Annotated in this window: 21 protein-coding genes; 6 read left to right on the top strand and 15 right to left on the bottom strand. The window is 64.7% G+C overall.

The features are described from left to right. Positions 1 to 8: 8 nt before the first annotated feature. The 4 genes from AB6804_RS06050 to AB6804_RS06035 form a co-directional block, all read right to left on the bottom strand. Positions 9 to 173 (bottom strand): hypothetical protein, encoded by a 165-nt coding sequence (locus AB6804_RS06050; protein ID WP_370885680.1) that lies wholly within the window; start codon positions 171 to 173, stop codon positions 9 to 11. A gap of 128 nt (positions 174 to 301) precedes the next feature. Continuing rightward, positions 302 to 1,204 carry a DMT family transporter gene (locus tag AB6804_RS06045; RefSeq protein WP_370885679.1) on the bottom strand — a complete coding sequence of 301 codons (903 nt, stop codon included), beginning with the start codon at positions 1,202 to 1,204 and terminating at the stop codon, positions 302 to 304. Between the two features lie 9 nt (positions 1,205 to 1,213). Next, positions 1,214 to 1,594 carry a hypothetical protein gene (locus AB6804_RS06040; protein ID WP_370885678.1) on the bottom strand — a complete coding sequence of 127 codons (381 nt, stop codon included), beginning with the start codon at positions 1,592 to 1,594 and terminating at the stop codon, positions 1,214 to 1,216. Between the two features lie 3 nt (positions 1,595 to 1,597). Continuing rightward, the gene (locus tag AB6804_RS06035; protein WP_370885677.1) at positions 1,598 to 1,924 is read right to left on the bottom strand and encodes a DUF4148 domain-containing protein; all 327 of its coding nucleotides are present in this window, start codon (positions 1,922 to 1,924) and stop codon (positions 1,598 to 1,600) included. A gap of 126 nt (positions 1,925 to 2,050) precedes the next feature. Here AB6804_RS06035 and AB6804_RS06030 point away from each other — a divergent pair, with 126 nt between their 5' ends. Then, positions 2,051 to 2,497 carry an SRPBCC family protein gene (locus tag AB6804_RS06030; RefSeq protein ID WP_370885676.1) on the top strand — a complete coding sequence of 149 codons (447 nt, stop codon included), beginning with the start codon at positions 2,051 to 2,053 and terminating at the stop codon, positions 2,495 to 2,497. Positions 2,498 to 2,526: 29 nt separating this feature from the next. Here AB6804_RS06030 and AB6804_RS06025 read toward each other — a convergent pair whose 3' ends face one another. Next, on the bottom strand, positions 2,527 to 3,201 hold the full coding sequence (locus AB6804_RS06025; RefSeq protein ID WP_244796812.1) for an HAD family hydrolase: 675 nt from the start codon (positions 3,199 to 3,201) through the stop codon (positions 2,527 to 2,529). A gap of 166 nt (positions 3,202 to 3,367) precedes the next feature. On the opposite strand from AB6804_RS06025, the gene AB6804_RS06020 reads away from it, so the two are divergent. Continuing rightward, positions 3,368 to 4,486, top strand: coding sequence for a 3-deoxy-7-phosphoheptulonate synthase (locus tag AB6804_RS06020; protein WP_370885675.1), 1,119 nt, complete (start codon positions 3,368 to 3,370; stop codon positions 4,484 to 4,486). Positions 4,487 to 4,511: 25 nt separating this feature from the next. Here AB6804_RS06020 and AB6804_RS06015 read toward each other — a convergent pair whose 3' ends face one another. Then, positions 4,512 to 9,374, bottom strand: coding sequence for a response regulator (locus AB6804_RS06015; protein WP_370885674.1), 4,863 nt, complete (start codon positions 9,372 to 9,374; stop codon positions 4,512 to 4,514). Positions 9,375 to 9,660: 286 nt separating this feature from the next. Here AB6804_RS06015 and AB6804_RS06010 point away from each other — a divergent pair, with 286 nt between their 5' ends. Then, a complete protein-coding gene (locus AB6804_RS06010) occupies positions 9,661 to 10,221 on the top strand; it encodes a low affinity iron permease family protein (protein WP_370885673.1) in 561 nt (186 codons plus the stop codon). A gap of 16 nt (positions 10,222 to 10,237) precedes the next feature. Here AB6804_RS06010 and AB6804_RS06005 read toward each other — a convergent pair whose 3' ends face one another. From AB6804_RS06005 to AB6804_RS05980, 6 genes are all read right to left on the bottom strand, one after another. After that, positions 10,238 to 12,034 carry a thiamine pyrophosphate-requiring protein gene (locus AB6804_RS06005; protein WP_370885672.1) on the bottom strand — a complete coding sequence of 599 codons (1,797 nt, stop codon included), beginning with the start codon at positions 12,032 to 12,034 and terminating at the stop codon, positions 10,238 to 10,240. 92 nt (positions 12,035 to 12,126) lie between these two features. Then, on the bottom strand, positions 12,127 to 13,083 hold the full coding sequence (locus AB6804_RS06000) for an ABC transporter permease (RefSeq protein ID WP_370885671.1): 957 nt from the start codon (positions 13,081 to 13,083) through the stop codon (positions 12,127 to 12,129). A gap of 1 nt (position 13,084) precedes the next feature. After that, positions 13,085 to 14,080: an ABC transporter permease gene (locus AB6804_RS05995; RefSeq protein ID WP_370885670.1), complete on the bottom strand. Its 996-nt coding sequence runs from the start codon at positions 14,078 to 14,080 to the stop codon at positions 13,085 to 13,087. Then, entirely contained in the window at positions 14,077 to 15,639 is a 1,563-nt protein-coding gene (locus AB6804_RS05990; RefSeq protein ID WP_370885669.1) for a sugar ABC transporter ATP-binding protein, read from the bottom strand. Before AB6804_RS05990 ends, AB6804_RS05995 begins: the two co-directional genes overlap by 4 nt. 69 nt (positions 15,640 to 15,708) lie before the next feature. Beyond that, complete coding sequence (locus AB6804_RS05985) at positions 15,709 to 16,725, bottom strand: ABC transporter substrate-binding protein (RefSeq protein WP_370885668.1); 1,017 nt, start codon at positions 16,723 to 16,725, stop codon at positions 15,709 to 15,711. 123 nt (positions 16,726 to 16,848) lie between these two features. After that, positions 16,849 to 17,952: a LacI family DNA-binding transcriptional regulator gene (locus AB6804_RS05980; protein WP_370885667.1), complete on the bottom strand. Its 1,104-nt coding sequence runs from the start codon at positions 17,950 to 17,952 to the stop codon at positions 16,849 to 16,851. Between the two features lie 193 nt (positions 17,953 to 18,145). Between AB6804_RS05980 and AB6804_RS05975 the strand changes: the two genes are divergently transcribed. Both AB6804_RS05975 and AB6804_RS05970 read left to right on the top strand, forming a co-directional pair. After that, positions 18,146 to 18,946: a phytanoyl-CoA dioxygenase family protein gene (locus AB6804_RS05975; protein WP_370885938.1), complete on the top strand. Its 801-nt coding sequence runs from the start codon at positions 18,146 to 18,148 to the stop codon at positions 18,944 to 18,946. After that, entirely contained in the window at positions 18,943 to 19,887 is a 945-nt protein-coding gene (locus tag AB6804_RS05970) for an aldose 1-epimerase (protein WP_370885666.1), read from the top strand. Before AB6804_RS05975 ends, AB6804_RS05970 begins: the two co-directional genes overlap by 4 nt. A gap of 23 nt (positions 19,888 to 19,910) precedes the next feature. On the opposite strand, the gene AB6804_RS05965 is transcribed toward AB6804_RS05970, so the two are convergent. The 3 genes from AB6804_RS05965 to AB6804_RS05955 all read right to left on the bottom strand — a co-directional run bounded on the left by AB6804_RS05965 (position 19,911) and on the right by AB6804_RS05955 (position 21,197). Next, positions 19,911 to 20,207, bottom strand: a complete 297-nt coding sequence (locus AB6804_RS05965) for a hypothetical protein (protein WP_370885665.1) — start codon at positions 20,205 to 20,207, stop codon at positions 19,911 to 19,913. A 327-nt stretch (positions 20,208 to 20,534) separates the two neighbouring features. After that, complete coding sequence (locus AB6804_RS05960; RefSeq protein ID WP_370885664.1) at positions 20,535 to 20,840, bottom strand: hypothetical protein; 306 nt, start codon at positions 20,838 to 20,840, stop codon at positions 20,535 to 20,537. A 135-nt stretch (positions 20,841 to 20,975) separates the two neighbouring features. Beyond that, positions 20,976 to 21,197 carry a hypothetical protein gene (locus AB6804_RS05955; RefSeq protein ID WP_035965233.1) on the bottom strand — a complete coding sequence of 74 codons (222 nt, stop codon included), beginning with the start codon at positions 21,195 to 21,197 and terminating at the stop codon, positions 20,976 to 20,978. Between the two features lie 104 nt (positions 21,198 to 21,301). Here AB6804_RS05955 and AB6804_RS05950 point away from each other — a divergent pair, with 104 nt between their 5' ends. After that, the gene (locus tag AB6804_RS05950; protein WP_370885663.1) at positions 21,302 to 21,661 is read left to right on the top strand and encodes a DUF3140 domain-containing protein; all 360 of its coding nucleotides are present in this window, start codon (positions 21,302 to 21,304) and stop codon (positions 21,659 to 21,661) included. Positions 21,662 to 21,687 lie beyond the last annotated feature (26 nt).

Genomic DNA, 21,687 nt, shown 5'->3' with positions numbered 1-21,687 from the left:
GTGCCGCGTTACTGCGCCGGCGCCTTCTTCTGATGCTTATGGTGCTTGTGCGTTTTGCTATACGCGGGGCGCTTCTGATTCGACGGATACTCGGCCGCTGCAAACGACAGCGTCGGTGCGGCAAACGCCGCCAGCACGAACAACGCGAGGGTCTTCTTGAAGGCAGTTTTCATCGGATGATAGAAGAATGAGTCGTGAATAAAGCGGTGCGAACGATGGTTCGTTCGCGCCAGCGATGTCGGCACTGCGCGTTCAGTGTAACCCTGCAAAATGACAGCGCGTCATTTTCGATCTTCGCGCGTCACGCGTTCGGTCCTTCCGGCGACTTGCGCTGCCACGCAACCGCAATCGCGCTGCCGACGATCAGCGCGATCCCCGCAAGCGATAGCGTGCCGATCGTCTCGCCCCACGCGAGATAGCCGAACAACGCGGCCCATACGATGCTCGTGTAGTTGAACGGCGCGAGCGCGCCCGCGTCGGCGCGGCGATAGGCGACCGTCATCAGCAATTGTCCCGCTGTCGCGAACGCGCCGAGCAGCGCCATGACGGCGAGTGCCTCCAGTGTCGGCGTCTTCCAGCTGAAGGGCAGCGTACATGCGGTGACGACCGTGCCGACCGCGCTGAAAAAGAACACTGTCGTGCGGGAATCGTCGGTGGCGCGAATACGCTTGATCTGCATGATCGACAACGCGCCGAAGAGCGCGCTCGCGAGCAGCAGCAACGGGCCGAACCAGTTGGCTTCACCGCCTCCGGGCCGCACGACCAGCAGCACGCCCGCGAAGCCGATGCACGCGGACCATGCGCCGCGCGTCGTCAGCTTCTCCTTGAGGATGAACGGCGCGAGCACGACGACGATCAGCGTCTCCGAATAGGCGATCGCGACCGCTTCCCCGAGCGGGATGAACGGAAGCCCCGCGAAGAAGAAGCCGGATGCGCCGAGCAGCGTCAGCGCGCGCAACGTTTGCCCTTTGACATCGAGCGTCCTGATGCGCTCGGTCAGTGACCGCTTGCCGATGCAGCACATCGCCCACGCAGGGACGAGGCCGAACAGCATGCGAAAGAACGTCACTTCGTTGGGCGGATACTGCATCGCGACGACTTTCGCGAGCGCATCGACGATGGCGAAGCACAGCATCGACGCGAGAATGCAGCCGATGCTTGCAAGCGGCAACTGCCCGGCGCGCGTGGCGGTGATGGATGGCATGTCAGGCAATCAGTTAGCGGACAGCGTGGTGCCGCGGCGTTTGCGCGGCTTCGGCTCGACGCCCACACGCGGATCCCGGGCGAGCACGAGCGCGGTCAATTGCTCAACGACCGCTTCGAAGTCGGGGCTTTCCTGTGCGACATACAGCCATTTCCCGAGCACCGGATGCGGCTGCAACGCGGGCATCGCTTCGATCAGCGCGGCGTGGCGTTCCTGCGATGTGCAAACGAGCAGGCCATTCCACGGCTTTTCGCGATCGGCGGCGACGAGGCACAGCAAGCCGTCGATATACGCGGCATCGCAACCGAACATGCGCTTGCGCAGGTAAGTCGCGTCGCGTTCGAAGGCGTCGAAGATCCAGAGCAGCGAATTGCGGATGGAAGAGGGCATCGTTCAACCGGGCTGCTGGCAGTCCGTCTGCAGCCAGCGAGCGATCCGGCGCTGCGCCATCTGGAGATCGTCGGGGTAGTACGGGTCGTACCACTTCGACGGGTCGTAGCCCGCTTTCCGGAGCGCGGTCAGTTCGCTGCTGTTGCGCTCGCGGGTCGGCGGCGCATGATTTTGCAGCGCAAGGAGGTCGCGGCATTCCGTTGCGGAGAGATGTCTTGCGTCGACCGGCGGTCCGCTCGCGGCGCAACCGGCCAGTGCGCATGTCAGCGTTGCCGCCAGCGTCGACGCCAGCGCGCATCGCGTCGGCGAACGCATAAAGGCGATGTTCATTTCAGGTCTCGGAGGATTAGCCATACGCGGCTGTTGAATTGTGTCCGATTTCGCACGATGTCGATTTTTGCGCCGGTCCATCGTCGTAGACTGTGTCGACTTTTTCAAGTGAAAGGTGAGCACACCATGACTACCGGCACCGTCCGTCTGCAACGCGTCTTGCGCGCCACGCCCGAACGCGTCTACCGCGCGTTCGTCGAACCCGACGCCATCGCGAAGTGGCTTCCGCCTTACGGCTTTACGTGTCAGGTCCACCATATGGATGCCCGCACGGGCGGCACGCACAAGATGTCGTTCCGCAATTTCAGCACCGGCCACAGCCATTCGTTCGGCGGCGAGTACATCGAACTGGTGCCGTTCGAGAAGCTGCGCTACACCGATCGTTTCGACGACCCGAACCTTCCCGGCGAGATGCACGTCACCGTGTCGCTGCGGCAGGTGTCGTGCGGAACGGAGCTGACCGTCGTGCAGGAGGGCATCCCCGACGTCATTCCGGTGGAGATGTGCTATCTCGGCTGGCAGGAATCGCTGCTGCAACTGGCGAGACTGGTCGAGCCGGACATCGCGGAATGATTCGACGCGGCCCTGAATGTCCGAAGCGTTCAGGGCCGCGCCGCGACTTCATCCAGATGCGCGAGCAAGTCGGCCGGATCTTCGTACACCCGCAACGCGCCCGCACGCTCCAGTTCGTCGCTGCCATAGCCGCCCGACAGCAGGCCCACGCCGAGCGAGCGGCAACGCCGCGCCGCGAGCATGTCCCAGATGCTGTCGCCGACGACGACCGTATGCTCGATCGGCACGTTCAGGCGCGCGGCGGCGGCGAGGAACAGATCGGGGTCGGGCTTCGCATACTTGACGTCGTCGCGTGTGATGACGACCTGCTTCGACGCATCGACGCCCAGTGCTTCGAGATTGACCGCCGCCGTCTCCATGCGTCCGCTCGTCGCGATGGCCCAGCGCGTGCCCGCGTCCGTCAGCGCGGCGAGTAATTCGCGCGCACCCGGCAGCGGACAGACCTGCGCGCGCAGCCGCTTGTACGCCTCGGCATGCAACTGGCGCAGGCGCTCGACGCGTTCGGCGCTGATCTCACCGTGCGTCTCGCGTAGCAACTGATTCGTGAAGAGCCCGCCGCTCATCCCGATCTTGCGATGGATGCGCCACACCGACAACTCGATGCCTTCCGCATCCAGCGCTTCCTTCCAGGCCAGCACGTGCTGATAGACGCTATCGACGAGCGTGCCGTCCAGGTCGAAGAGAAACGATGTTTCGATCCGCATGTTCTGCTCCCTAAGAGTCACTCCATGATACGCACGATCCTTCCGGCGAGGGCCAACGCACCGCAACGATGCGATAATCGATGTTCGCGCCGATTGGCTGCTATGACGCGGTGAATCCGCATCAGATTTCACTTTCTCGCATTGACAACGCACGACGGAGCCCATTTTGAGCCGCATCGACAATCCCGCTCGCGATCAGGAGGCCGGCGTGGCCGACTCCACGCAAGATACGACCCGCATCGACGACACGCGCATCGGCGCGGTGCGTCCGCTGATTTCGCCGGCGCTGCTGCTCGACGAACTGCCGGTCACGTCCGAAGTGCAATCGCTCGTGGAGCGAAGCCGCGCGGGAATCGCGAACATCCTGCATGGCCACGATGACCGGCTCGTGGTCGTCGTGGGACCGTGTTCCATCCACGACCACGATCAGGCGATGCAATACGCTCGGACGCTGAAGACCGTCGCCGAGCGCCTCAGCGACGATCTGCTCATCGTAATGCGGGTGTACTTCGAAAAGCCGCGCACGACGGTCGGCTGGAAGGGCTATATCAACGATCCGCGCCTGGACGGCAGCTTCCGCATCAACGAAGGCCTGCGCCGCGCGCGCGAGCTTCTGCTCGAAATCAGCGGCCTCGGCTTGCCGACCGCCACCGAATTTCTCGACCTGCTGAGTCCCCAGTACATCGCAGACCTGATCGCGTGGGGCGCGATCGGCGCGCGCACGACGGAGAGCCAGAGTCATCGGCAGCTTGCATCGGGGCTGTCATGCCCGATCGGCTTCAAGAACGGCACCGATGGCGGCGTGCAGGTAGCCGCCGACGCGATCGTCGCGGCAAGCGCGAGCCATGCGTTCATGGGCATGACGAAGATGGGCATGGCGGCCATCTTCGAAACGCGCGGCAATGCGGACTGTCACGTCATTCTGCGCGGCGGCAAGAATGGCCCGAATTACGATGCCCAGAGCGTGAACGCAAGCTGCGCGGCGCTGGCGGCGCTCGGTCAGCGCGAGCAGGTGATGATCGATTGCTCGCACGCGAACTCGAACAAGTCGCATCTGCGTCAGGTCGAGGTCGCCGAGGACATCGCGCGGCAATTGTCCGGGGGCGAGAAGCGCATCACGGGCGTGATGATCGAGAGTCACCTCGAAGAAGGGCGGCAGGATCTGAAGCCCGGCGTGCCGTTGAAGCACGGGGTTTCGATTACCGATGCGTGCCTCGGATGGACGCAGACGGAACCGGCGCTGGAGTTGCTGGCCGAGGCGGTGCGCCGGCGCAGGGCCGGGTAAGCACGCGCAACGATAGCTGCCGCACTCAGGCGGCAGCCGCCGCGTTCACCGCGTTGAGCAGCGCGTCCGGATCATACGGCTTGCGCAAGTGGATCGCTCCCGGAAGCGCATCGCGTTCATCGCCGCTCAACGCAAGCTCGTAGCCCGTCACGAACACCACGCCGAGCGCCGGCGCGTCACGGCGCGCGGCCATCGCCAGTTCGACGCCCGATTCCCCCGCAAGATTCACGTCCGTCAGCAAGACTTCGAAGCGATGCTCGCGCAACAGCGTCATCGCTTCATCGACGCTCGCCGCTTCCGTCAGGTCCAGCCCCATCGTGCGCAGCAGTTCCGCACTGCTCGTGCGCACCATTTCGTTGTCTTCGACGAAGAGCACGCGTCTGGGTGCGCCTTCGGCCGGCTGGGCGGGAACATCCGCGGTCTCACGCCCGTTGCGCCCGAGCACGAGCCGGACCTTGCGCGCGAGCGCCTCATGCGTATAAGGCTTGCTCAAGAGGTCGATGCCTTCATCCAGCCGCCCGGCGTGGACGATCGCGTTATCGGTATAGCCCGACGTGAACAGCACCGCGATGCCCGGCACCCGCTCGCGCGCCTTGCGCGCCAGCTCGGTGCTGCGAAGCGGCCCCGGCATCACGACATCGGTGAAGATCAGGTCGATGGGCACGCCGCTTTCGACGATCGCGAGCGCGCTATGCGCGTCCTTCGCACGCAGCACGCGATAGCCGAGATCGGCGAGCAGGTCGACGACGGTCGCGCGCACTTCCTCATCGTCCTCGACGACGAGGATGGTTTCGCTGCCGCCCTTGGCCGGCCCCGCTTCCGTGTTCGTTTCGAGGTCTTCTTCCTCGCGCGCACGCGGCAAGTAGATGCGGACCGTCGTGCCGTGGCCTTCCTCGCTGTACACCTTCACGTGTCCGCCGGACTGCTTGACGAAGCCGTACACCATCGACAGTCCCAGACCCGTGCCTTGTCCTTCGCGCTTGGTCGTGAAGAACGGCTCGAACGCGCGTTCCTGCACTTCGGGCGACATGCCCGATCCGGTATCGGTGACAGCGACCATCACGTACTGGCCGGGCAACACGTCGGCGTTGCGCATCGCGTACGTTTCATCGAGCGATGCATTGCCCGCCTCGATGGTCAGCTTGCCGTGCCCGTTCATCGCGTCGCGGGCGTTGATCGCGAGATTCAGCAGCGCGTTCTCCACTTGAAACGGATCGACGAGCGTGTTCCACAAGCCGCCCGACACGATCGTCTCGATCTCGATGCCGTCGCCGAGCGCGCGGCGGAACATGTCGTCGAGGCCGCGCACGAAACGGCCGAGATTGACGACTTTCGGCGCAAGCGGCTGGCGCCGGCCGAACGCGAGCAGTTGCGAAGCCAAGTTCGCGCCGCGCGCCACGCCCGCGAGCGCGCTGCGCACGCGCTGCTCGGCCTTGTCGTGGCCGGCGACGTCTTTCGCGAGCAGTTGCAGATTGCCGCCGACCACTTGCAGCAGGTTGTTGAAGTCGTGCGCGACGCCGCCCGTCAGTTTGCCGATGGCCTCCATCTTCTGCGCCATGCGCAGCGCTTCTTCGGCCTGACGCAGCGCGTCGGCGGTTTCGCGGTCGGCGGTGACGTCGCGGCCCACGCCGTGGATGCGCCGCGTGCGCGGATCGAGCGACAGCGTCCACGCGATCCAGCGCCAACCGCCATCGATGCGCGCGAGCCGGCATTCATAACGCACCGGCGCGCCAGTCGCGCGCAGCCGGTCAATTTCGAGCGTGACGGAGGACGCGTCGTCGGGATGAACCAGTTCGAGCATCGTGCGCGCGTGCAGGCGTTGCCCGTCCATCCCGAGCACCGACGACCACGACGGACTCACGCGCAACAGCGCGCCTTCGAAGCTCGCGATCACGAACAGGTCTTCGCTCAGTTCCCACAGCCGGTCGCGGTCGGCGACGACTTCGGTCACGCGCCGCTCGAGCGTCTCGTTCAGATCGCGCAGCGCGGACTGCGCCCGGGTGCGCTCGGCGATTTCATCCTGCGCCGCCTGAAAGAGCCGCGCATTGTCGATGGCAATCGACGCCTGCGCCGCGATGCCGCCGAGAATGTTCTCGGCGCGCTCGTCGAAGATGTTCGGCTCGGGATGCCCGAAGAACAGACCGCCGAGCACTTCGCCAGTACGCGAGACGACCGGCGCGGCGAGATAGCTGCACACCGCGAGATGGCCTTTCGGCATGCCGTGATGCGGCGCGTTGTGGCCGTAGCGCGGGTCTTTGGTGATATCGGCTGAACGGACGATACCCTCGCCGCGAAACGTCGGCCCGAACACGCTCGTGTTGCGCGGCATCGGAAACTTGGCGAAGGTGTCCTTCGGCACACCCGAGAGCGCGTAGAGCGTGTAGCTGCCGCCTTCGTTGTCGAGCACGTTGTAGAAGAACGAACCGAACGCCGCGCCGGTCAGTTCGGTGGCCGCGTCGGTCACCACTTGCACGACGCGCGCAAGATCGAGTTCGCCCGCGACCGTCGTGCCGACGCGGTTCAGCACTTCCAGCACGCGCGATTCCTCGCGCAGACGCTGCTCTGTCTCGCGACGCAGCCGCGCGAGCCGCAGATTGCTCGCCACGCGGGCAAGCAGTTCCCGAGCGGAGAACGGTTTGGTGAGGTAATCGTCGGCGCCGGCGTCGAGGCCGCCCACGCGCGCTTCCTCGCCCGCCCGCGCCGACAGCAGCACGACCGGCGTGTCGCGTAACGTCTCATCTCCACGCAGCGCGCGCAGCATGCCGAAGCCGTCGAGGCGCGGCATCATCACATCGGACACGATCACGTCGGGGCGCAGCGCGCGGGCGGCATCGAGCGCGGCGGCGCCATCGGCGGCGACGGCGACGTCGTGGCCCGCTGCGGCCAGCATGCGGCGCATGTAGTCGCGCAAGTCGGCGTTATCGTCGACGACGAGCACGCGGCCCGTTGCCGCGGGCGATGCAGTTTCCGCGTCGGCCGGCGCGAGCGGCTCGTCGAATGCGGGAACGAGACCGCCGATATCGCTGATGGCACTCACGATTTCGTCCGACGCATCGGGGTTCCAGCGCAGCGCCGCATCCACATAGGAACGTGCGCCGCTGCTCGCTTCGGCGCGCGCAGCGGACTCGCGCGGGACGGACGCCTGCTGCGCGGCGGGCAGCGCGACGCGGAAGCACGCGCCTTCGCCGGGCCGGCTTTCGACGCCGATGCGCCCGCCATGCAGCTTGACCAGCTCCTGCACCATCGCAAGGCCAATGCCGCTGCCTTCGACCGAGCGCCCCGTCGCGCCCGCGACACGATGAAAGCGCTCGAAGACGCGTTCCAGTTCGGCTTGCGGAATGCCGATGCCCGTGTCGCGCACGCACATCTCGATTTCGCGATCAGCGGTCGTGCGCAGCGACACTTCGATCGCGCCATCGAATGTGAACTTGAACGCGTTCGACAGCAGGTTCATGACGACTTTCTCCCACATGTCGCGGTCGATGTCCGCGAGGATGGGCGTACGCGGAACATCGATGCGCAGCTCGACGCCGGCCGATTCGATGGCCGAGCGGAACAGCGACGCGAGTTCGACGGTGAACGCGGCGATGTCCGTCGTCTGCCGATGCATCTCGATGCGGCCCGCCTCGATGCGCGAAAAGTCCAGCAGCGCGTTGACGAGCTTCAGCAGCCGCAAGCCATTGCGATGCATCATCTCGACGAGGCGCACCTCGCCGGGCGCGACGCGCTCGCGGTTCGCGAGCATCTCTTCGAGCGGGCCGAGCATCAGCGTGAGCGGCGTGCGGAATTCGTGGCTGATGTTCGAGAAGAACGTCGTCTTCGCGCGATCGATTTCCGCGAGTGCTTCGGCGCGGCGGCGTTCTTCGTCGTAGGCATGGGCGTAGCCGATCGCCGCGCTGATCTGTCCCGCGACGAGATTCATGAACGCGCGATAGCCGTCATCGAACAGGCGATACGGATTCAGCGCGACGACGAGCACACCCGCGTGACCGGTGTCGCCGGTCGGCGCGATCGGCAGCAGCAAGGCGCGCGTGGGCGCCGCGTTCCATGCGCCGCTCGGCAACGCGACGTCGAAATGCTCCTGCAGGTTCGTCACGAGCCGCGCCTCGTTCTCGCGCAGGACATCGTGAACGGGCCATGCGCCGGGCTGCCCCGCATGCAGCGTTTCGGGCGCGGCGGGATGCCCCGGCGCAATGCCGCACGCGCCGACGAGCGTCGCCGTCTGGTTCGCGGGCTCGGCTGCGTAGAGCAGGGCGAAGGGCATGTCGCGCGGGGCGTCACGGAGCGCCTTCATCGAACGTTCGCAGGCCTCGCGCCAGGTGCGCGCATCGGCGGCGGACGTGGCCAGTTCGCGCAGCACCAGGAGTTGGCGTTCGCCGAGCACGCGTTGCGTATCGTCGCTATTCGCGCAGATGATGCCGCCGGCGCCGCCGCGATCGTCGGGAATCGGGCTGTAGGAGAACGTGTAGTAGGTTTCCTCCGGGAAGCCGTTGCGCTCCATGATGAGCAGCTTCTGTTCGACGAACGTGCCTTCGACGCCCGCGAGCGCGGTGTCCAGCAGCGGTCCGATGTCGTTCCAGATCTCGCGCCACACGACGGAGGTTGGCTGGCCGAGCGCCTGCGGATGCTTGCCGCCGATGATCGGCTTGTAGGCGTCGTTGTAGAAGAACAGAAGCTCGCGGCCCCAGCCGATCCAGATGGGCTGGCGCGAGGTCAGCATGATGCGGATGGCCGTCTTGAGGCTTTGCGGCCACTGCGCCGGTTCGCCGAGCGAGGTCTGGGTCCAATCGAAGCCACGGATGAGCACGCCCATCTCGCCGCCGCCGAGCAGGAAGCTCGGTTCGACGCCGTCTGCTGTCGTATCCGGGATCACATTATTGGACTTCATCGACGCTGAATCTCCTCGCTGGTCTTGTCGATGCGGCGGCACGGCTCGCAAAAGCGACGTTCTGGGGATGTGGCTAGGTGAATGAGCCACGCGATTTTCGCATGGAACACGCGGTTTCCCGTCATCGGCAAGCGGGGCAGCCACGGCGAATCCGGGTGCGTTCCGGCCAACAGCAAGTATCGTGACCCGCGCGTATCAATTCCTCCCGAAAAGTGGGCAATCTGCTGGAAGTCACATGTAAGGATTGCTTCTTGCTTGGACAAAAGTTATGAGCAGGGAGAACTTTATGCAAACCAGACAGCAGGCATCGACCGACCAACTCGACACCATCCCCGACACCACCAGCCCCGCCTATGCGAAGGCGAACCCGGTGATGCGGGCATTCGACAGCTTCGCGAGTCTCGTCACGCGCTGGGCCGGGTCGCCTTATGCGTTCGGCTTCGCGGTGACGAGCATCGTCGTATGGGTCGTCACCGGGCCGATCTTTCACTACTCGGACGGCTGGCAGCTCGTCATCAATACCGGCACGACGATCGTCACGTTCCTGATGGTGTTCCTGATCCAGCAGAGCCAGAACAAGGACAGCGTCGCGCTGCATCTGAAACTGAACGAACTGCTCGCGTCGCACCGAAGGGCGAGCAATCAGCTGATCGGCATCGAGGATGCAAGCGAGGAAGAACTGCGCAGGCTCGCCGCCGCTTACCTGCGTCTGGCCGCCGAGGGCGGTGCAAACGCGGGAAAAGGACCGTCGCCGGCGTGTGACGTCGCTGCTGCCGATGCCGATGCCGATGCAGAAACCGAAGCGGAAGGCGCAGGCGGGCGGTCGCGAGGCAACGGCGCGCGCTGAAGGCCGCGCCCTCGCGTTACGTGTCCTTGTGCCCCGGCAGCACTGCGCCGAGCACCTGCTTCGCGGTATCGACGATTACGTTGCGTTGATCGGGATCGCCTTCGAACAGTGTCGTCGCGAACGCCTTCGCCTGTTGCAGCGTGAAGTGCGGCGGCAGCGGCGGCACGTTCGGATCGGTCTTCACTTCGATCACGACAGGACGATCCGACGCGAGCGCTTCGTCCCACACCGCGGCCATGCGCTCGGCATCGTCGACATAGAAGCCGCGCAAGCCGATCAGTTCCGCGAAGCGGTGATACGGCACCGACGGAATCTGCTGCGACGCTTCGAACTTCGGATCGCCGTTCATCACGCGCTGTTCCCACGTGACCTGATTCAGGTCTTCGTTGTTGAGCACCATGCAGATCCAGCGCGGATCGGACCACTGTTTCCAGTATTTCGATACGGTGATGAGTTCGGCCATGTTGCTCATCTGCATGGCGCCGTCGCCGACGAGCGCGATCACCGGCCGCTCGGGATGCGCGAACTTCGCGGCGATCGCATAAGGGACCGCTGCGCCCATCGATGCCAGGCCGCCGGACAGCGAGCACATCATGCCGCGCTTCACTTTGAGATCGCGTGCATACCAGTTCGCGCACGAACCGGAATCGCTGGTGACGATCGCGTTCGACGGCACACGCGGCGACAGTTCCCACACCGTGCGTTGCGGATTGACGCCGCTTTGCGCGGGTTCGAGCGCGCGCTTTTCGAGCTTTTTCCACCAGTCTTCCATCCAGCCTTCGATGTCCTTGCGCCACGCACGATCCGTCTTCTCTTCGAGCAGCGGCAGCAGCGCGCGCAAGGTTTCGGCGCTATCGCCGACGAGGTTGACTTCCATCGGATAGCGGATCGACAGCATGTCCGCCTTGATGTCGATCTGCACGCCGCGCGCCGCGCCTTCCTTCGGCAGAAACTCGGAGTAGGGGAAGCCCGAGCCGATCATCAGCAGCGTGTCGCAGCCGGTCATCAGCTTGTAGCTGGGCTCGGTGCCGAGCAGGCCGATCGAGCCGGTGACGAAAGGCAGATCGTCGGGCAACGCGGCCTTGCCGAGCAGCGCCTTCGCGACGCCCGCGCCCAGCTTCTCGGCGACGGCGATCACTTCGTCGGTGGCCTGAAGCGCGCCCGCGCCGACGAGGATCGCGACCTTCTTGCCCGCGTTGAGCACATCGGCGGCGCGTTGGAGATCGTCGGCATAAGGGACGATTTTCGGCGCGCGATAGCCGACGCCCGAATGCACCGTCCCATGCTTGCGGCCGGGCGGCTCGTAGTCCATGTCCTGAAGATCGTTCGGCAGGATCAGCGCCGTGACCCTGCGTTCGCCGAGCGCCGTGCGGACCGCGCGATCGACGAGATGCCGAATCTGCGACGGCACGCTCGCCTGCTGCACGAAGGCGCCGGCGACATCCTTGAACATGGCCGACAGATCGAGTTCCTGCTGATAGTGTCCGCCGAGCGCGGCGCGCGCCTGCTGGCCTGCAATGGCGAGCACCGGGACGTGATCGAGCCTGGCGTCGTAAAGACCGGTCAGCAGATGCGAAGCGCCCGGCCCCGAAGTGGCAATGCACACGCCGAGCTCACCCGTGAACTTCGCATGGGCGGAGGCCATGAACGCGGCCATTTCCTCGTGCCGCGCCTGAATGAATTCGATCTTGCCGTTCGCGCGATTGAGCGCGCCGAACACGCCGTTGATGCCATCGCCGGGATATCCGAAGATGCGGCGCACGCCCCAGGCGTACAGGCGGTCGACCAGAAAATCGCCGACGGTGGTTGACATGGTGATTGCCTCCGTAATGCGTGCGGGATGAATGCAGCAACGAGAGGCGGCCAGCAAGGCACATGCCGAATGCGTGGAATCGCGATGTCAGCTCAGTGCGGGATTTTCGCGGGCGTCGCCCTGCGTTTCAGCACGCGCGCCTGCAACACGATCACGAGCAAGAGGAACAGGCCGCGAATCACCGACTGCCAGTACGCGGACAAGCTGATATAGCCCAGCCCGTTCTCGAAGTTCAGCAGGTTGAACACGAGCCCGAGCAGCGCGACGCCTGCAATCGTCATCGCGATGGAGCCTTCGCCGCCCGTCAGCCGCGTGCCGCCGAGCACGACCGCCGAGATCGCGAACAGCTCCCAGCCGACGCCTTCGTTCGGCTGTCCCGCGCCGAATTGCGCCGCCAGAATCGCGCCGGCGATGCCCGCGAGCAGTCCGCTCACCGCATAGACCGCGACGAGCGTGCGATCCACGTTCAGCCCCATCAGCCGCGATGCCTCTTCGCTGCCGCCGATGGCGAGCGCATGCCGCCCGAAGCGCGAACTGCGCAGCGCGATCCACCCGGCGACTGCCGCGATCAGCGACACGATGCCCGGTATCGGCAAACCGAGGAAATCGCCCTGGCCGAACGCGGCGAAGTTCGTGTCCGATGAGATCGCGACCGCATCGTTATGACCGAGCAATAGCGCGAGGCCGTGCGCGCCGAGGCTCGTCGCGAGCGTGACGATGAACGGCAGAATCCGCATATGCGTGATGACCATGCCGTTCAGCACGCCCACGGCCAGCCCCGCGAACGATCCGGCAAGCACGCCCGCCACCGCGCCGTGCGGGCTCGCCAGCGCCGACACGACGCTCGCCAGCGCGGCCACTGCGCCCACGGACAAGTCGATACCGCCTGTGATGATGACGAACGCCATGCCGATGGAGATCAGCGCGAACATCGAGTTGTATCGCCAGAAAGACGTCACGTTGTACGCGGACGTGAAATGCTCGTAGCGCACGAGGCCGAGCACGAGCAGGGCCACGAGTGCGATCAGGATCGGAAGGTTCTTCTTCATGTCATGAGCCCCGGCGACGCTGCACGTAGACGGCGGCGATGATAATCGCGGCCTTGAGCACGAGCGCGGCGGCATCCGGAATGCCGTGCGCGAGCAGCGTGTAACGCAATAGCTGAATGATGAGCGCGCCAATCAGCGTGCCCGTGATAAACGCCTTGCCGCCCGTCAGCGCGGTGCCGCCGACAGCCACGGCCGCGATCGCATCGAGTTCGACGCCGAGTCCGACCACGTTCGCATCCGAAGACGAATTCACCGAGATCGAAATCAGTCCCGCGAGGCCTGCGAGCGCCGCGCAAAGCGTATAGGCGATGAGTTTTACGCGGGCGGTCGGAATGCCGCACAGATAGGCCGCATCCTCGTTGCCGCCGGTGACGAGCAGGTATTTGCCGAAGAGCGTCTTGCGCACGATCCACGTGAAGATCGCGACGAGCGCGAGCATCAGGAGAATCTGGAACGGCACGCCCGCGACCTTGCCGAGCGCAATCCACTGGAACGCGGGATTGTTGAACGCCTGAAGGCTGCCGTCGGTGACGACCTGCGCGATGCCGCGTCCCGCGATGAACAGCACGAGCGTCGCGACAATCGGCTGCACGTGAAGCCTCGTCACGAGCAGTCCGTTGAACACGCCGCATAGCGCGGCGGCCAGTACCGGCAGCGTGAACGCGAGCAAAATGCCGAGCGGTCCGTCGATGTTCATGAAGAGCATCGGCGCGAGCGCGCCTGCAATCGCCATCGAAGCGCCCACGGACAGATCGATGCCGCCCGTCGCCACGACGAGCGTCATGCCGATGCCGACGATCACGATCGTCACCACCTGCGTGAGATTCACGTTGAAGGTCTGCAGCGACCAGAAGTGGTCCGTGAAGATGAGGTTGAACACGATCATCGCGAAGAGCACGACGATTTCGCGCTGTATCGCGATGCCGCGCTTCTTTCTCGGCGGCGCAGCCTGTGCGTCGGCGGCGAGCGGTGCGGCGGGTTGCGTCTTGTCGATCATGCTTCGTTTCCTTGCGCCGCGCTCGCTTGCGTCAGCGTCGATTTCTCGCCCGAGCCGTAGGCGATCGCATCCATGATCGACGCCTCGGTCATCTGCGCGCCGTCGAGTTGCGCGACCGTTTCGCCATCGCGGATCACGACCGCGCGGTCGGCCACGGCGGTCAGCTCTTCCAGTTCGGATGCCGATAACAGCACGGCCATCCCCGCGTCGCGCAACTCGCGCACGATCTTCGCGACATCCGCTTTCGCGCCGACGTCGATGCCGCGCGTCGGTTCGTCGAGCAGCAGCAGGCGCGGGTGAGTCGCGAGCCAGCGTGCGAGCAGTACTTTCTGCTGATTGCCGCCCGACAGTTCGCGCACCGGTTGATCCGGCGAACGCAGCTTGATGCCGAGCGAGGCGATGAAGCCATCGACGATCTCGCGCTGCTTCGCCACATCGACGATGCCGCGTTTCGTCAGCGCGGGCAGGCAGACGAGGGTGAGGTTGTCGCGCACCGAAAGGTCCGGGACGATGCCTTCGGCCTTGCGGTCCTCGGTGAGATATGCGATGCCGCGAGCGATGGCATCTTTCGGAGAACGGAACGACACGTCATCGCCGCCGACCGCGAGCGTGCCTTGCGACGGGCGGTCCGCGCCGAACAGCAGGCGCATCGTTTCCGTGCGTCCCGAGCCGAGCAGCCCCGCGAGACCGACGGCTTCGCCCGCGTGCACGTCGAGCGATACGTTCGCGACTTTCGCGCCAGCCGCAAGCGATTGCGCGCTCAGCGCGACCGCGCCGCGCTTTTCGAGATTCGCTTGCTTCACCGCGCTGTCTTCGTGCACGACGGCGGCGAGCGTGCGGCCGAGCATCGTCGTGACGAGCCTGAGCTTGTCCATCTCCTGCATCGTGCTTTCGGCGACGGTCTGGCCGTCGCGCATCACGGTGACGCGGTCGCATAGCGCGTACAGTTCGTCGAGCCGATGCGACACGAAGATCACCGCGCGTCCGTCGTCACGCAGACGGCGAACCACGGTGAACAGCAATTCGACTTCGCGTTCGTCGAGCGAGGATGTCGATTCGTCCATGATGACCATCTTCGCATCCGACGACACGGCGCGCGCCAGCGCGACCATTTGCTGTATCGCGGTCGAATAGTCTCGTACGGGCTTTTTGACATCGATATGCAATCCGAACGATTCGAGCAAGTCGGATGCGCGACGCTGCACCGTCTTCCAGTCGATCAGGCCGAAACGGCGCGGCTCGCGTCCGAGAAAGATGTTCTCCGCGACCGAGCGGAACGGCACGAGGTTGATCTCCTGATAGATCGTGCTGATGCCGGATTCGCGCGCTTCCTTCGGCGTGCGGAAATCGGCTTCGCGGCCATCGAACCGAATCGTTCCGCCGCTCTTGCGATACGCGCCCGTCAGAATCTTGATGAGCGTGGACTTGCCCGCGCCGTTCTGACCGATGAGCGCGTGCACTTCGCCCGCCGCCACGGTGAGCCGCGCACGCTTCAATGCCGCGACGCCGCCGAACGCGATTTCGATGTCCTGCATGTCGAGTAGGGGAGTCTGAGCCATGCGTGTTGTCCGTCGATTGAAAAGGGCGGGCACGACTGCTCGCGCGCCCGCAACGCACACACGCTTGCTTCAGTACCCGTACTGCATGCTCTGATCGACGTTGCTCTTGTCGTAGAAGCGGTCGGAGACTTTCACCCACGGCGGAATGGTCTCGCCCTTCGCATACTTCTGCGCGACATCGCACGCGAGCGGCCCGAAGAAGGGGCTCGACTGCACGCTTGCGCCGAGCTCGCCCGCCTTGATCGCTTCGAGCCCGCCCTTGGTGCCGTCGATCGTCACGAGAATGATGTCCTTGCCCGGCTGCTTGCCGGCGGCCTTGATCGCGGCGATCGCACCGAGCGCCATTTCGTCGTTGTGCGCGTAGACGGCGGTCACGTCGGGATGCGCCTGCAACAGCGTTTCCATGACCTGGCGGCCCTTGTCGCGAGCGAAGTCACCGCTTTGCGACGCGACGATCTTCATGCCCGGATTCTTCGCGATGACTTCATCGAATCCCTTCTTGCGATCGTTCGCCGCCGATGCGCCCGTCGAGCCTTCGAGTTCGATGATCGTCGCCTTGCCGTTGGTCGCCTTCACGAGCCAGTCGGCGGCGCGGTGTCCCTGATCGATGAAATCCGAGCCGATGAACGTGAGGTAGTCGCGGCCGGCCTTCGCCATCGACTGATCGATGTTGCGGTCGACGAGAATCACCGGAATGCCCGCCTTCTTCGCCTGCATGACGACCGGCACAAGCGGTTTCTCTTCGCGCGGCGGGAACACGAGCAGGTCGACGCGCTGCGCGATCATGCTCTGGATATCCGACACCTGCTTCGCTGCAGAGCTGTTCGCATCCGTCATGACCATCTGCCAGCCGCACTTCGCGGCGATGTCCTTGAAGCTCTTCGTCTCGGCGAGCCGCCACGGGTTGTTGCTCTCGGTCTGCGCGAAGCCCACGCGCAGCGGCTTCTTGTTCGGAATCTTGGGCAGGGCGTCGTCGGCGGCGTGCGCGGCGGTGAAGCCTGCGCAAAGCGTCAGCGCGGCGACGGCGCGCAGTGCGGCGGCGAGCGGGCGAATGCCCGGGCGTGATTGCTTCTCTAGCGACAGCATGTCTTCCTCCGATAAGGATGCTTCTCTTGTGGTGATGCCGATGCTTGTTGTTGCCCGGTCGATCTGCTGCGAGAGTGGCTTGCTGTTGCTGCTTTTATCGTTATGTACGGCGGTTCAGCGCCGTCAATCGTTACTGTGATGGATGGCAAGTTGCCTGACTTCATTGACGACCCTGACCGATCCGCGTTCGATCAGCGGACCGTCCAGCTTCACGGTGCGGCGCCGCACCGGCGCGCCCGCCGCGCGATTGTGTTCTTCCTGCAGAAGCGTTTCGACGGCCCAGCGGCCGAGATCGTAGTTCGGCAGCACGACCGTCGTCAGCGGCGGATGCGTGTGCCGTGCGATCTCCTGATCGTCGTATCCGACGACGGAAACATCGTCCGGCACACGCAGGCCGAGTTGCTTGAGCGCCTCGATCGCGCCGAGCGCCATCAAGTCGTTCGCGCAAAAAATCGCGGTCGGCGGATTGGCTTCGCGCATCAGCGAAAGCGTCTGCTCGAAGCCCGTGCCCGAACTCCAGTCGCCTTCGCGCACGAGTTCCGGCGCGAACGGCAGATCCGCTGTCGCGAGCGCGGTGCGATATCCCTTCAGGCGTTCGCGCGCGGCGTCCTGCCACGGCTCGCCATTGATGTACCCGATCCGCCGATGCCCCGCCGCCAGCAGATGATCCGTCGCCGTGTGCCCGCCCGCGACCTCCGCCGGCACCACCGACGACACGTTCGCCTCGCTCGTGTAGCAGTTGAGCAGAACGGTCGGCACCTGCGCGAGCGAGGCGGGCAGCGTGACGCGGCGCGTGTACACCGTCGCGTAGATCACGCCGAAGACGTTCGGATTGCCGAGCGTCGAATCCAGCACGCGCTGCTCGATCTCAGCGTTGCCGTGCGTCGAATAGACGGCGAGCATGCGGCCGTGCGCGAACGCGGTTTCGCGCGCCCCGTCGATGCTCACGACCGGATGCGGGCTCGTCGAGATTTCGTCGGCGAGATAGACGATCAGATTGCGCTCGCTTTGGGCGCCGAGCGTATCGATGGCTTCTAGGCTCGCGGATTCGCGCGGCGTCATGCGATAGCCGAGTTCCTGCGCAACCTTCAACACCTTGTCGCGCGTGGCGTCTGAAAACTTCGCGCCGCTCGCATTGTTGAGCACGAGCGATACCGTCGATTGCGAGACTCCGGTGAGCTTCGCGATGTCGGTCATCGTCGGACGGCGGGGCGTGGTTTTCTTCATCGTGCGGCAACGCAAGTCATAGAGCGAATGAAACTTACCACTAATATTAGTGATGAACAACGCGGGGATTTCCTAACCAAATGGTGAACTAGCACGGGGTTTTCCCGATCTATTACTAATAATATTGACGGCCCGATTGCACGCATGCCATCCTGTTTTCGATCGAACGATGACCGAAACAACGGAGGAGACGATGGGCCGGTATGACGAAAGCACGAGAGATGCGCTCGCTCGAGCGTTCGAGAAAGATGGCTTCGTACTGCTGCAGGATCACTTTGACCGCGCGAAGCTCGCAACATGGCGCGATGCGTTCGCGCCGCTCTTCGCACCGCATGTCGAGGCGGCGCGCGAGGCATCGGCCAGCGGCAATCGCGGGCCGGGGCGCTACTACGTGACCTTGCCGTTCGAGGGCGAATTCGCGGACCCGGCTATCTTCTGCGACGAAGATATCGTCGGCATTGTCGAGCGCGTGGCCGGGCCGGACCCGGTGATGTGCCAGCTCGCCACCGATACGCCGGTGCGGGGGTCCGACTTCCAGGACTGGCATCGCGATACGCCGCCGCTCTTCGACGACGCGCCGGAAACGCCGTCGTTCCAGCTTGCGGTGAACTTTCCGCTCGTCGATGTCGACGACCGTAACGGCTCGCTCGAAACGACGCGCGGCACGCATCGCATCTCGCGCGAAGAAGCGCTCGCCGGTCTTGCCGATGGCCGCTTTCCGCCCGAGCGCGTGCCGATGCGCCTCGGCGACGTGATGATCCGCGACGTGCGCGGGCTGCATCGCGGCACCCCGAACCTCACCGACGAACCGCGTCCGATGGTCGTGATCGGCTATAGCCGCGCGTGGTATTTCCGGCCCGAAGTGCATATCGACGTGCCGCGCGCCGTGCTCGCCGATTTGCCGTCGCGTGCGAAGCGTCTCTTGCGCTACAACCCGGTGGTCGAGCAAACCGCGCGCATTTTCGACGAAAACTACCGGCAGTTCGCATATTGAGCGCCGATCACATCGAGAGCGCGGACGACGCGCTCGTTACTTTGCGTCATGGCGCGCGGCGCGTGGTGCTCGCGCCGCATATCGGCGGGGCGATTGCAGCGTTCTTCGACGCGCACGCGGACGGCGAGCGTCACTGGCTGCGTCCCGCCACGCCCGATGCGCTCGCCGCGCGCAACCCACTCGGCATGGCGAGCTTTCCGCTGGTGCCGTACTGCAACCGCATCCGCGATGCGCGCTTTACGTTCGACGGCGCGCTCGTCGATCTGTCCGGCGACGGCAATCTGTTTCCGCACGCGCTGCATGGCAACGCGTGGCGGCTGCCGTGGCGCGTCGAGGCGTTATCGGAGGCGAGCGCGCGGCTCGCGCTCAGTCACGCGCCATCGATGGAAGCCGCGCATCACTGGCCGTTCGCGTATGAGGCGGCGCAGGACATCGCGCTGGACGGGACATCGCTGACGGTCACGATGTCGCTGCGCAATTTGTCCGATCGGCGCATGCCGTTCGGCATCGGCCATCATCCGTACTTTCCGCGCACGTCGAACACGCGCGTGCATGCACGGGTTTCGTCGATGTGGCACACGACGCCCGATCCACTGCCGACGCACATCGGGCCGCATCCGAGCGTGGACGCGCTGGCGTCGCCCGAAGGCATGTCCGCCGAAGCGTTCGATCTCGACAACAACTTCGCGGGCTGGACGCGCACGGCGTCGATCGCGTGGCCGGACGAGCATCGCACGGTGACGCTCGACGCCGACGCGCCGTTCGACTTCATGGTGATCTATGCGCCAGCGGCTTTTCCGTCGCTGTTGTGCGTGGAGCCGGTAAGCAACGTGGCGGACTGGGTGAACCTCGATGTCGATCACGCGCTGAAGGGCGGCGGCGTGCTCGAACCGGGCGACGCGACGAGCGTCGCGTTCAGACTGACGCCGCGGACGGATTAGCGCCGGCGGCGTCGGCGCGGGCGTTAGTGCCCGAAGAACACGGTGCAGGCGGGCGCCCATGCGCAGCTTTCGACGCTGCGTCCGCTCGCCGACACGCCCGCGTTGCCAGTCGCACCGCCATAGGCGCGGTCGTCGCCGGCGTCGGACTTGACGTTCGCATCGCGTTCCGGCGCGCCGTTGTGCGGCTGCATTGGACGCATCGTCTGCACGAGTTGTTGCGCGGACTCAGGCATGCCTTCGGCGCGCGCGTTGCCGACGCTCGCGGTCACTGCACAGGCGGCCATCATCGCGACGACTTTCAGGTTGAGGCTCGGCTTCATGTTCCAGCTCCTTGTAACGAATGCTCAAGCAGCCGGAAACGAATTTCGCGGACTCCTTGCAGCGTTAGGGCAAAGTCGCGCGATGAATGAATCCGGGCAAACGCGCGAACGATACGGGCACGCGGTGGATTCACCACGGTGCTGTATCGAGCGCGAGAAACATCGCGCAGGCACACGTTACGGATTCGGGTGAGGACGCGAAATCCCTATGTGGAAGGGATGCGTTGGGAGGGATCGGCCACGACTTGCGACCGCTTATCGTGAGGACGCCAGAAACAAAAAGGCCGCGCATCGAACGCGGCCTGCACACTCGTCAGACGAAGCGCGTTAGTTAGTCTTGCTGCCGCTGCTAGAGCCGCTCTTCTTGTTCATATGGCTGCTGGAGCCCGTCGATCCGCTCGACGAGTCCATCGTGCTCGAGCCCGATGCGCCGGATGTGGCGCCCGTCGTGCCATGCGCGTTCGGCGTGCTCATGCCGGTGCCGCCCTGCCCCGCGCCGTTACCGCCCGCCGTGCCGCCGCCCGCACCGCCTGCTCCGCCTCCTGCACCGCCGCCCGCGCCCTGCGCGAACGCAGCGCCCGACAAGCTCAACACTAACGCGGACACGAGCAAACTCTTCTTAGCGATCTTCATGGTGCCTCCCTTGATGGTGGTTTAAGCGCGCCGCTTCGCGTTGACCGCGCGGCGTCGCGGCTTACATACCGCAATCGCTGTGCCGCGCGATGAAAGCCTCGCTTAGGTCGATCACGCCAGGAAGCACAGAGTGCGTCAGGCGAGCGCCTCGTCGCACCATTCAATTGCCCATGCCCGCGCGCAATGTAAGGCGTCCCATTCATTGGCGAATGAGTCGAGATCGCCGGAGTCGTGGACTTCGAGATTGGGCGTGTATTCATTGGGCGCGCTCGTGATTCGGGCGTGCGCGTAGAAGCTGCCGTCTTCATCGTGACGGGCGGTGCAGTCGATATGGAAGTTCTTGTAGTCGAAACGCATTCGGGAAGTCTCCGCTAATGAAGTCATCAACTCGGTTGAGGCAAGGCGATGTCACAGGAGCGATGCTTGCTCGATCGGTATGACGCGATACCAGGAGCAAACTCGTGACCAAAGCCAACGCGCATGGACAATCGACGGACGAAGAAGACAAGGCCGCGTTCGAAGAGTTCAAGACGCTCGTGAACATGACGGCGCATCAACTCGACAAATGGCTCGCGACGGAAGAGTCCCGCGCAGTCGGCCAGAAAGACGGCGATGCCGAGTCGGTCGGCCACAAGTCGGGCAGACGCATCATCGAATTGCTTGGCGCAAAGAAGAGCGACTTGCAGGCCGATGACTACGCGCACATGCGCAAAGTGGCCGGCTATGTGAAGCGCCATTTGGCGCAGCGTCCGCACGGCGATATCGAGCATACGAACTGGCGTTATTCGCTGATGAACTGGGGACATGATCCGTTGAAGTAGAACGCCCTTTGACCTCGCACGACACG

Origin of the sequence: Caballeronia sp. RCC_10 (assembly GCF_041360715.1) — a bacterium.
Classification (GTDB): Bacteria; Pseudomonadota; Gammaproteobacteria; order Burkholderiales; family Burkholderiaceae; genus Caballeronia; species Caballeronia grimmiae.
This window is presented reverse-complemented; position numbering and strand designations above follow the sequence as displayed.

Excerpts from the sequence above, each read along its gene's own strand:
- AB6804_RS06050 (WP_370885680.1), bottom strand. The coding sequence starts at position 173 with ATGAAAACTGCCTTCAAGAAGACCCTCGCGTTGTTCGTGCTGGCGGCG.
- AB6804_RS06045 (WP_370885679.1), bottom strand. The coding sequence starts at position 1,204 with ATGCCATCCATCACCGCCACGCGCGCCGGGCAGTTGCCGCTTGCAAGC.
- AB6804_RS06040 (WP_370885678.1), bottom strand. The coding sequence starts at position 1,594 with ATGCCCTCTTCCATCCGCAATTCGCTGCTCTGGATCTTCGACGCCTTC.
- AB6804_RS06035 (WP_370885677.1), bottom strand. The coding sequence starts at position 1,924 with ATGAACATCGCCTTTATGCGTTCGCCGACGCGATGCGCGCTGGCGTCG.
- AB6804_RS06030 (WP_370885676.1), top strand. The coding sequence starts at position 2,051 with ATGACTACCGGCACCGTCCGTCTGCAACGCGTCTTGCGCGCCACGCCC.
- AB6804_RS06025 (WP_244796812.1), bottom strand. The coding sequence starts at position 3,201 with ATGCGGATCGAAACATCGTTTCTCTTCGACCTGGACGGCACGCTCGTC.
- AB6804_RS06015 (WP_370885674.1), bottom strand. The coding sequence starts at position 9,374 with ATGAAGTCCAATAATGTGATCCCGGATACGACAGCAGACGGCGTCGAA.
- AB6804_RS06010 (WP_370885673.1), top strand. The coding sequence starts at position 9,661 with ATGCAAACCAGACAGCAGGCATCGACCGACCAACTCGACACCATCCCC.
- AB6804_RS06005 (WP_370885672.1), bottom strand. The coding sequence starts at position 12,034 with ATGTCAACCACCGTCGGCGATTTTCTGGTCGACCGCCTGTACGCCTGG.
- AB6804_RS06000 (WP_370885671.1), bottom strand. The coding sequence starts at position 13,083 with ATGAAGAAGAACCTTCCGATCCTGATCGCACTCGTGGCCCTGCTCGTG.
- AB6804_RS05995 (WP_370885670.1), bottom strand. The coding sequence starts at position 14,080 with ATGATCGACAAGACGCAACCCGCCGCACCGCTCGCCGCCGACGCACAG.
- AB6804_RS05990 (WP_370885669.1), bottom strand. The coding sequence starts at position 15,639 with ATGGCTCAGACTCCCCTACTCGACATGCAGGACATCGAAATCGCGTTC.
- AB6804_RS05985 (WP_370885668.1), bottom strand. The coding sequence starts at position 16,725 with ATGCTGTCGCTAGAGAAGCAATCACGCCCGGGCATTCGCCCGCTCGCC.
- AB6804_RS05980 (WP_370885667.1), bottom strand. The coding sequence starts at position 17,952 with ATGAAGAAAACCACGCCCCGCCGTCCGACGATGACCGACATCGCGAAG.
- AB6804_RS05975 (WP_370885938.1), top strand. The coding sequence starts at position 18,146 with ATGGGCCGGTATGACGAAAGCACGAGAGATGCGCTCGCTCGAGCGTTC.
- AB6804_RS05965 (WP_370885665.1), bottom strand. The coding sequence starts at position 20,207 with ATGAAGCCGAGCCTCAACCTGAAAGTCGTCGCGATGATGGCCGCCTGT.
- AB6804_RS05960 (WP_370885664.1), bottom strand. The coding sequence starts at position 20,840 with ATGAAGATCGCTAAGAAGAGTTTGCTCGTGTCCGCGTTAGTGTTGAGC.
- AB6804_RS05955 (WP_035965233.1), bottom strand. The coding sequence starts at position 21,197 with ATGCGTTTCGACTACAAGAACTTCCATATCGACTGCACCGCCCGTCAC.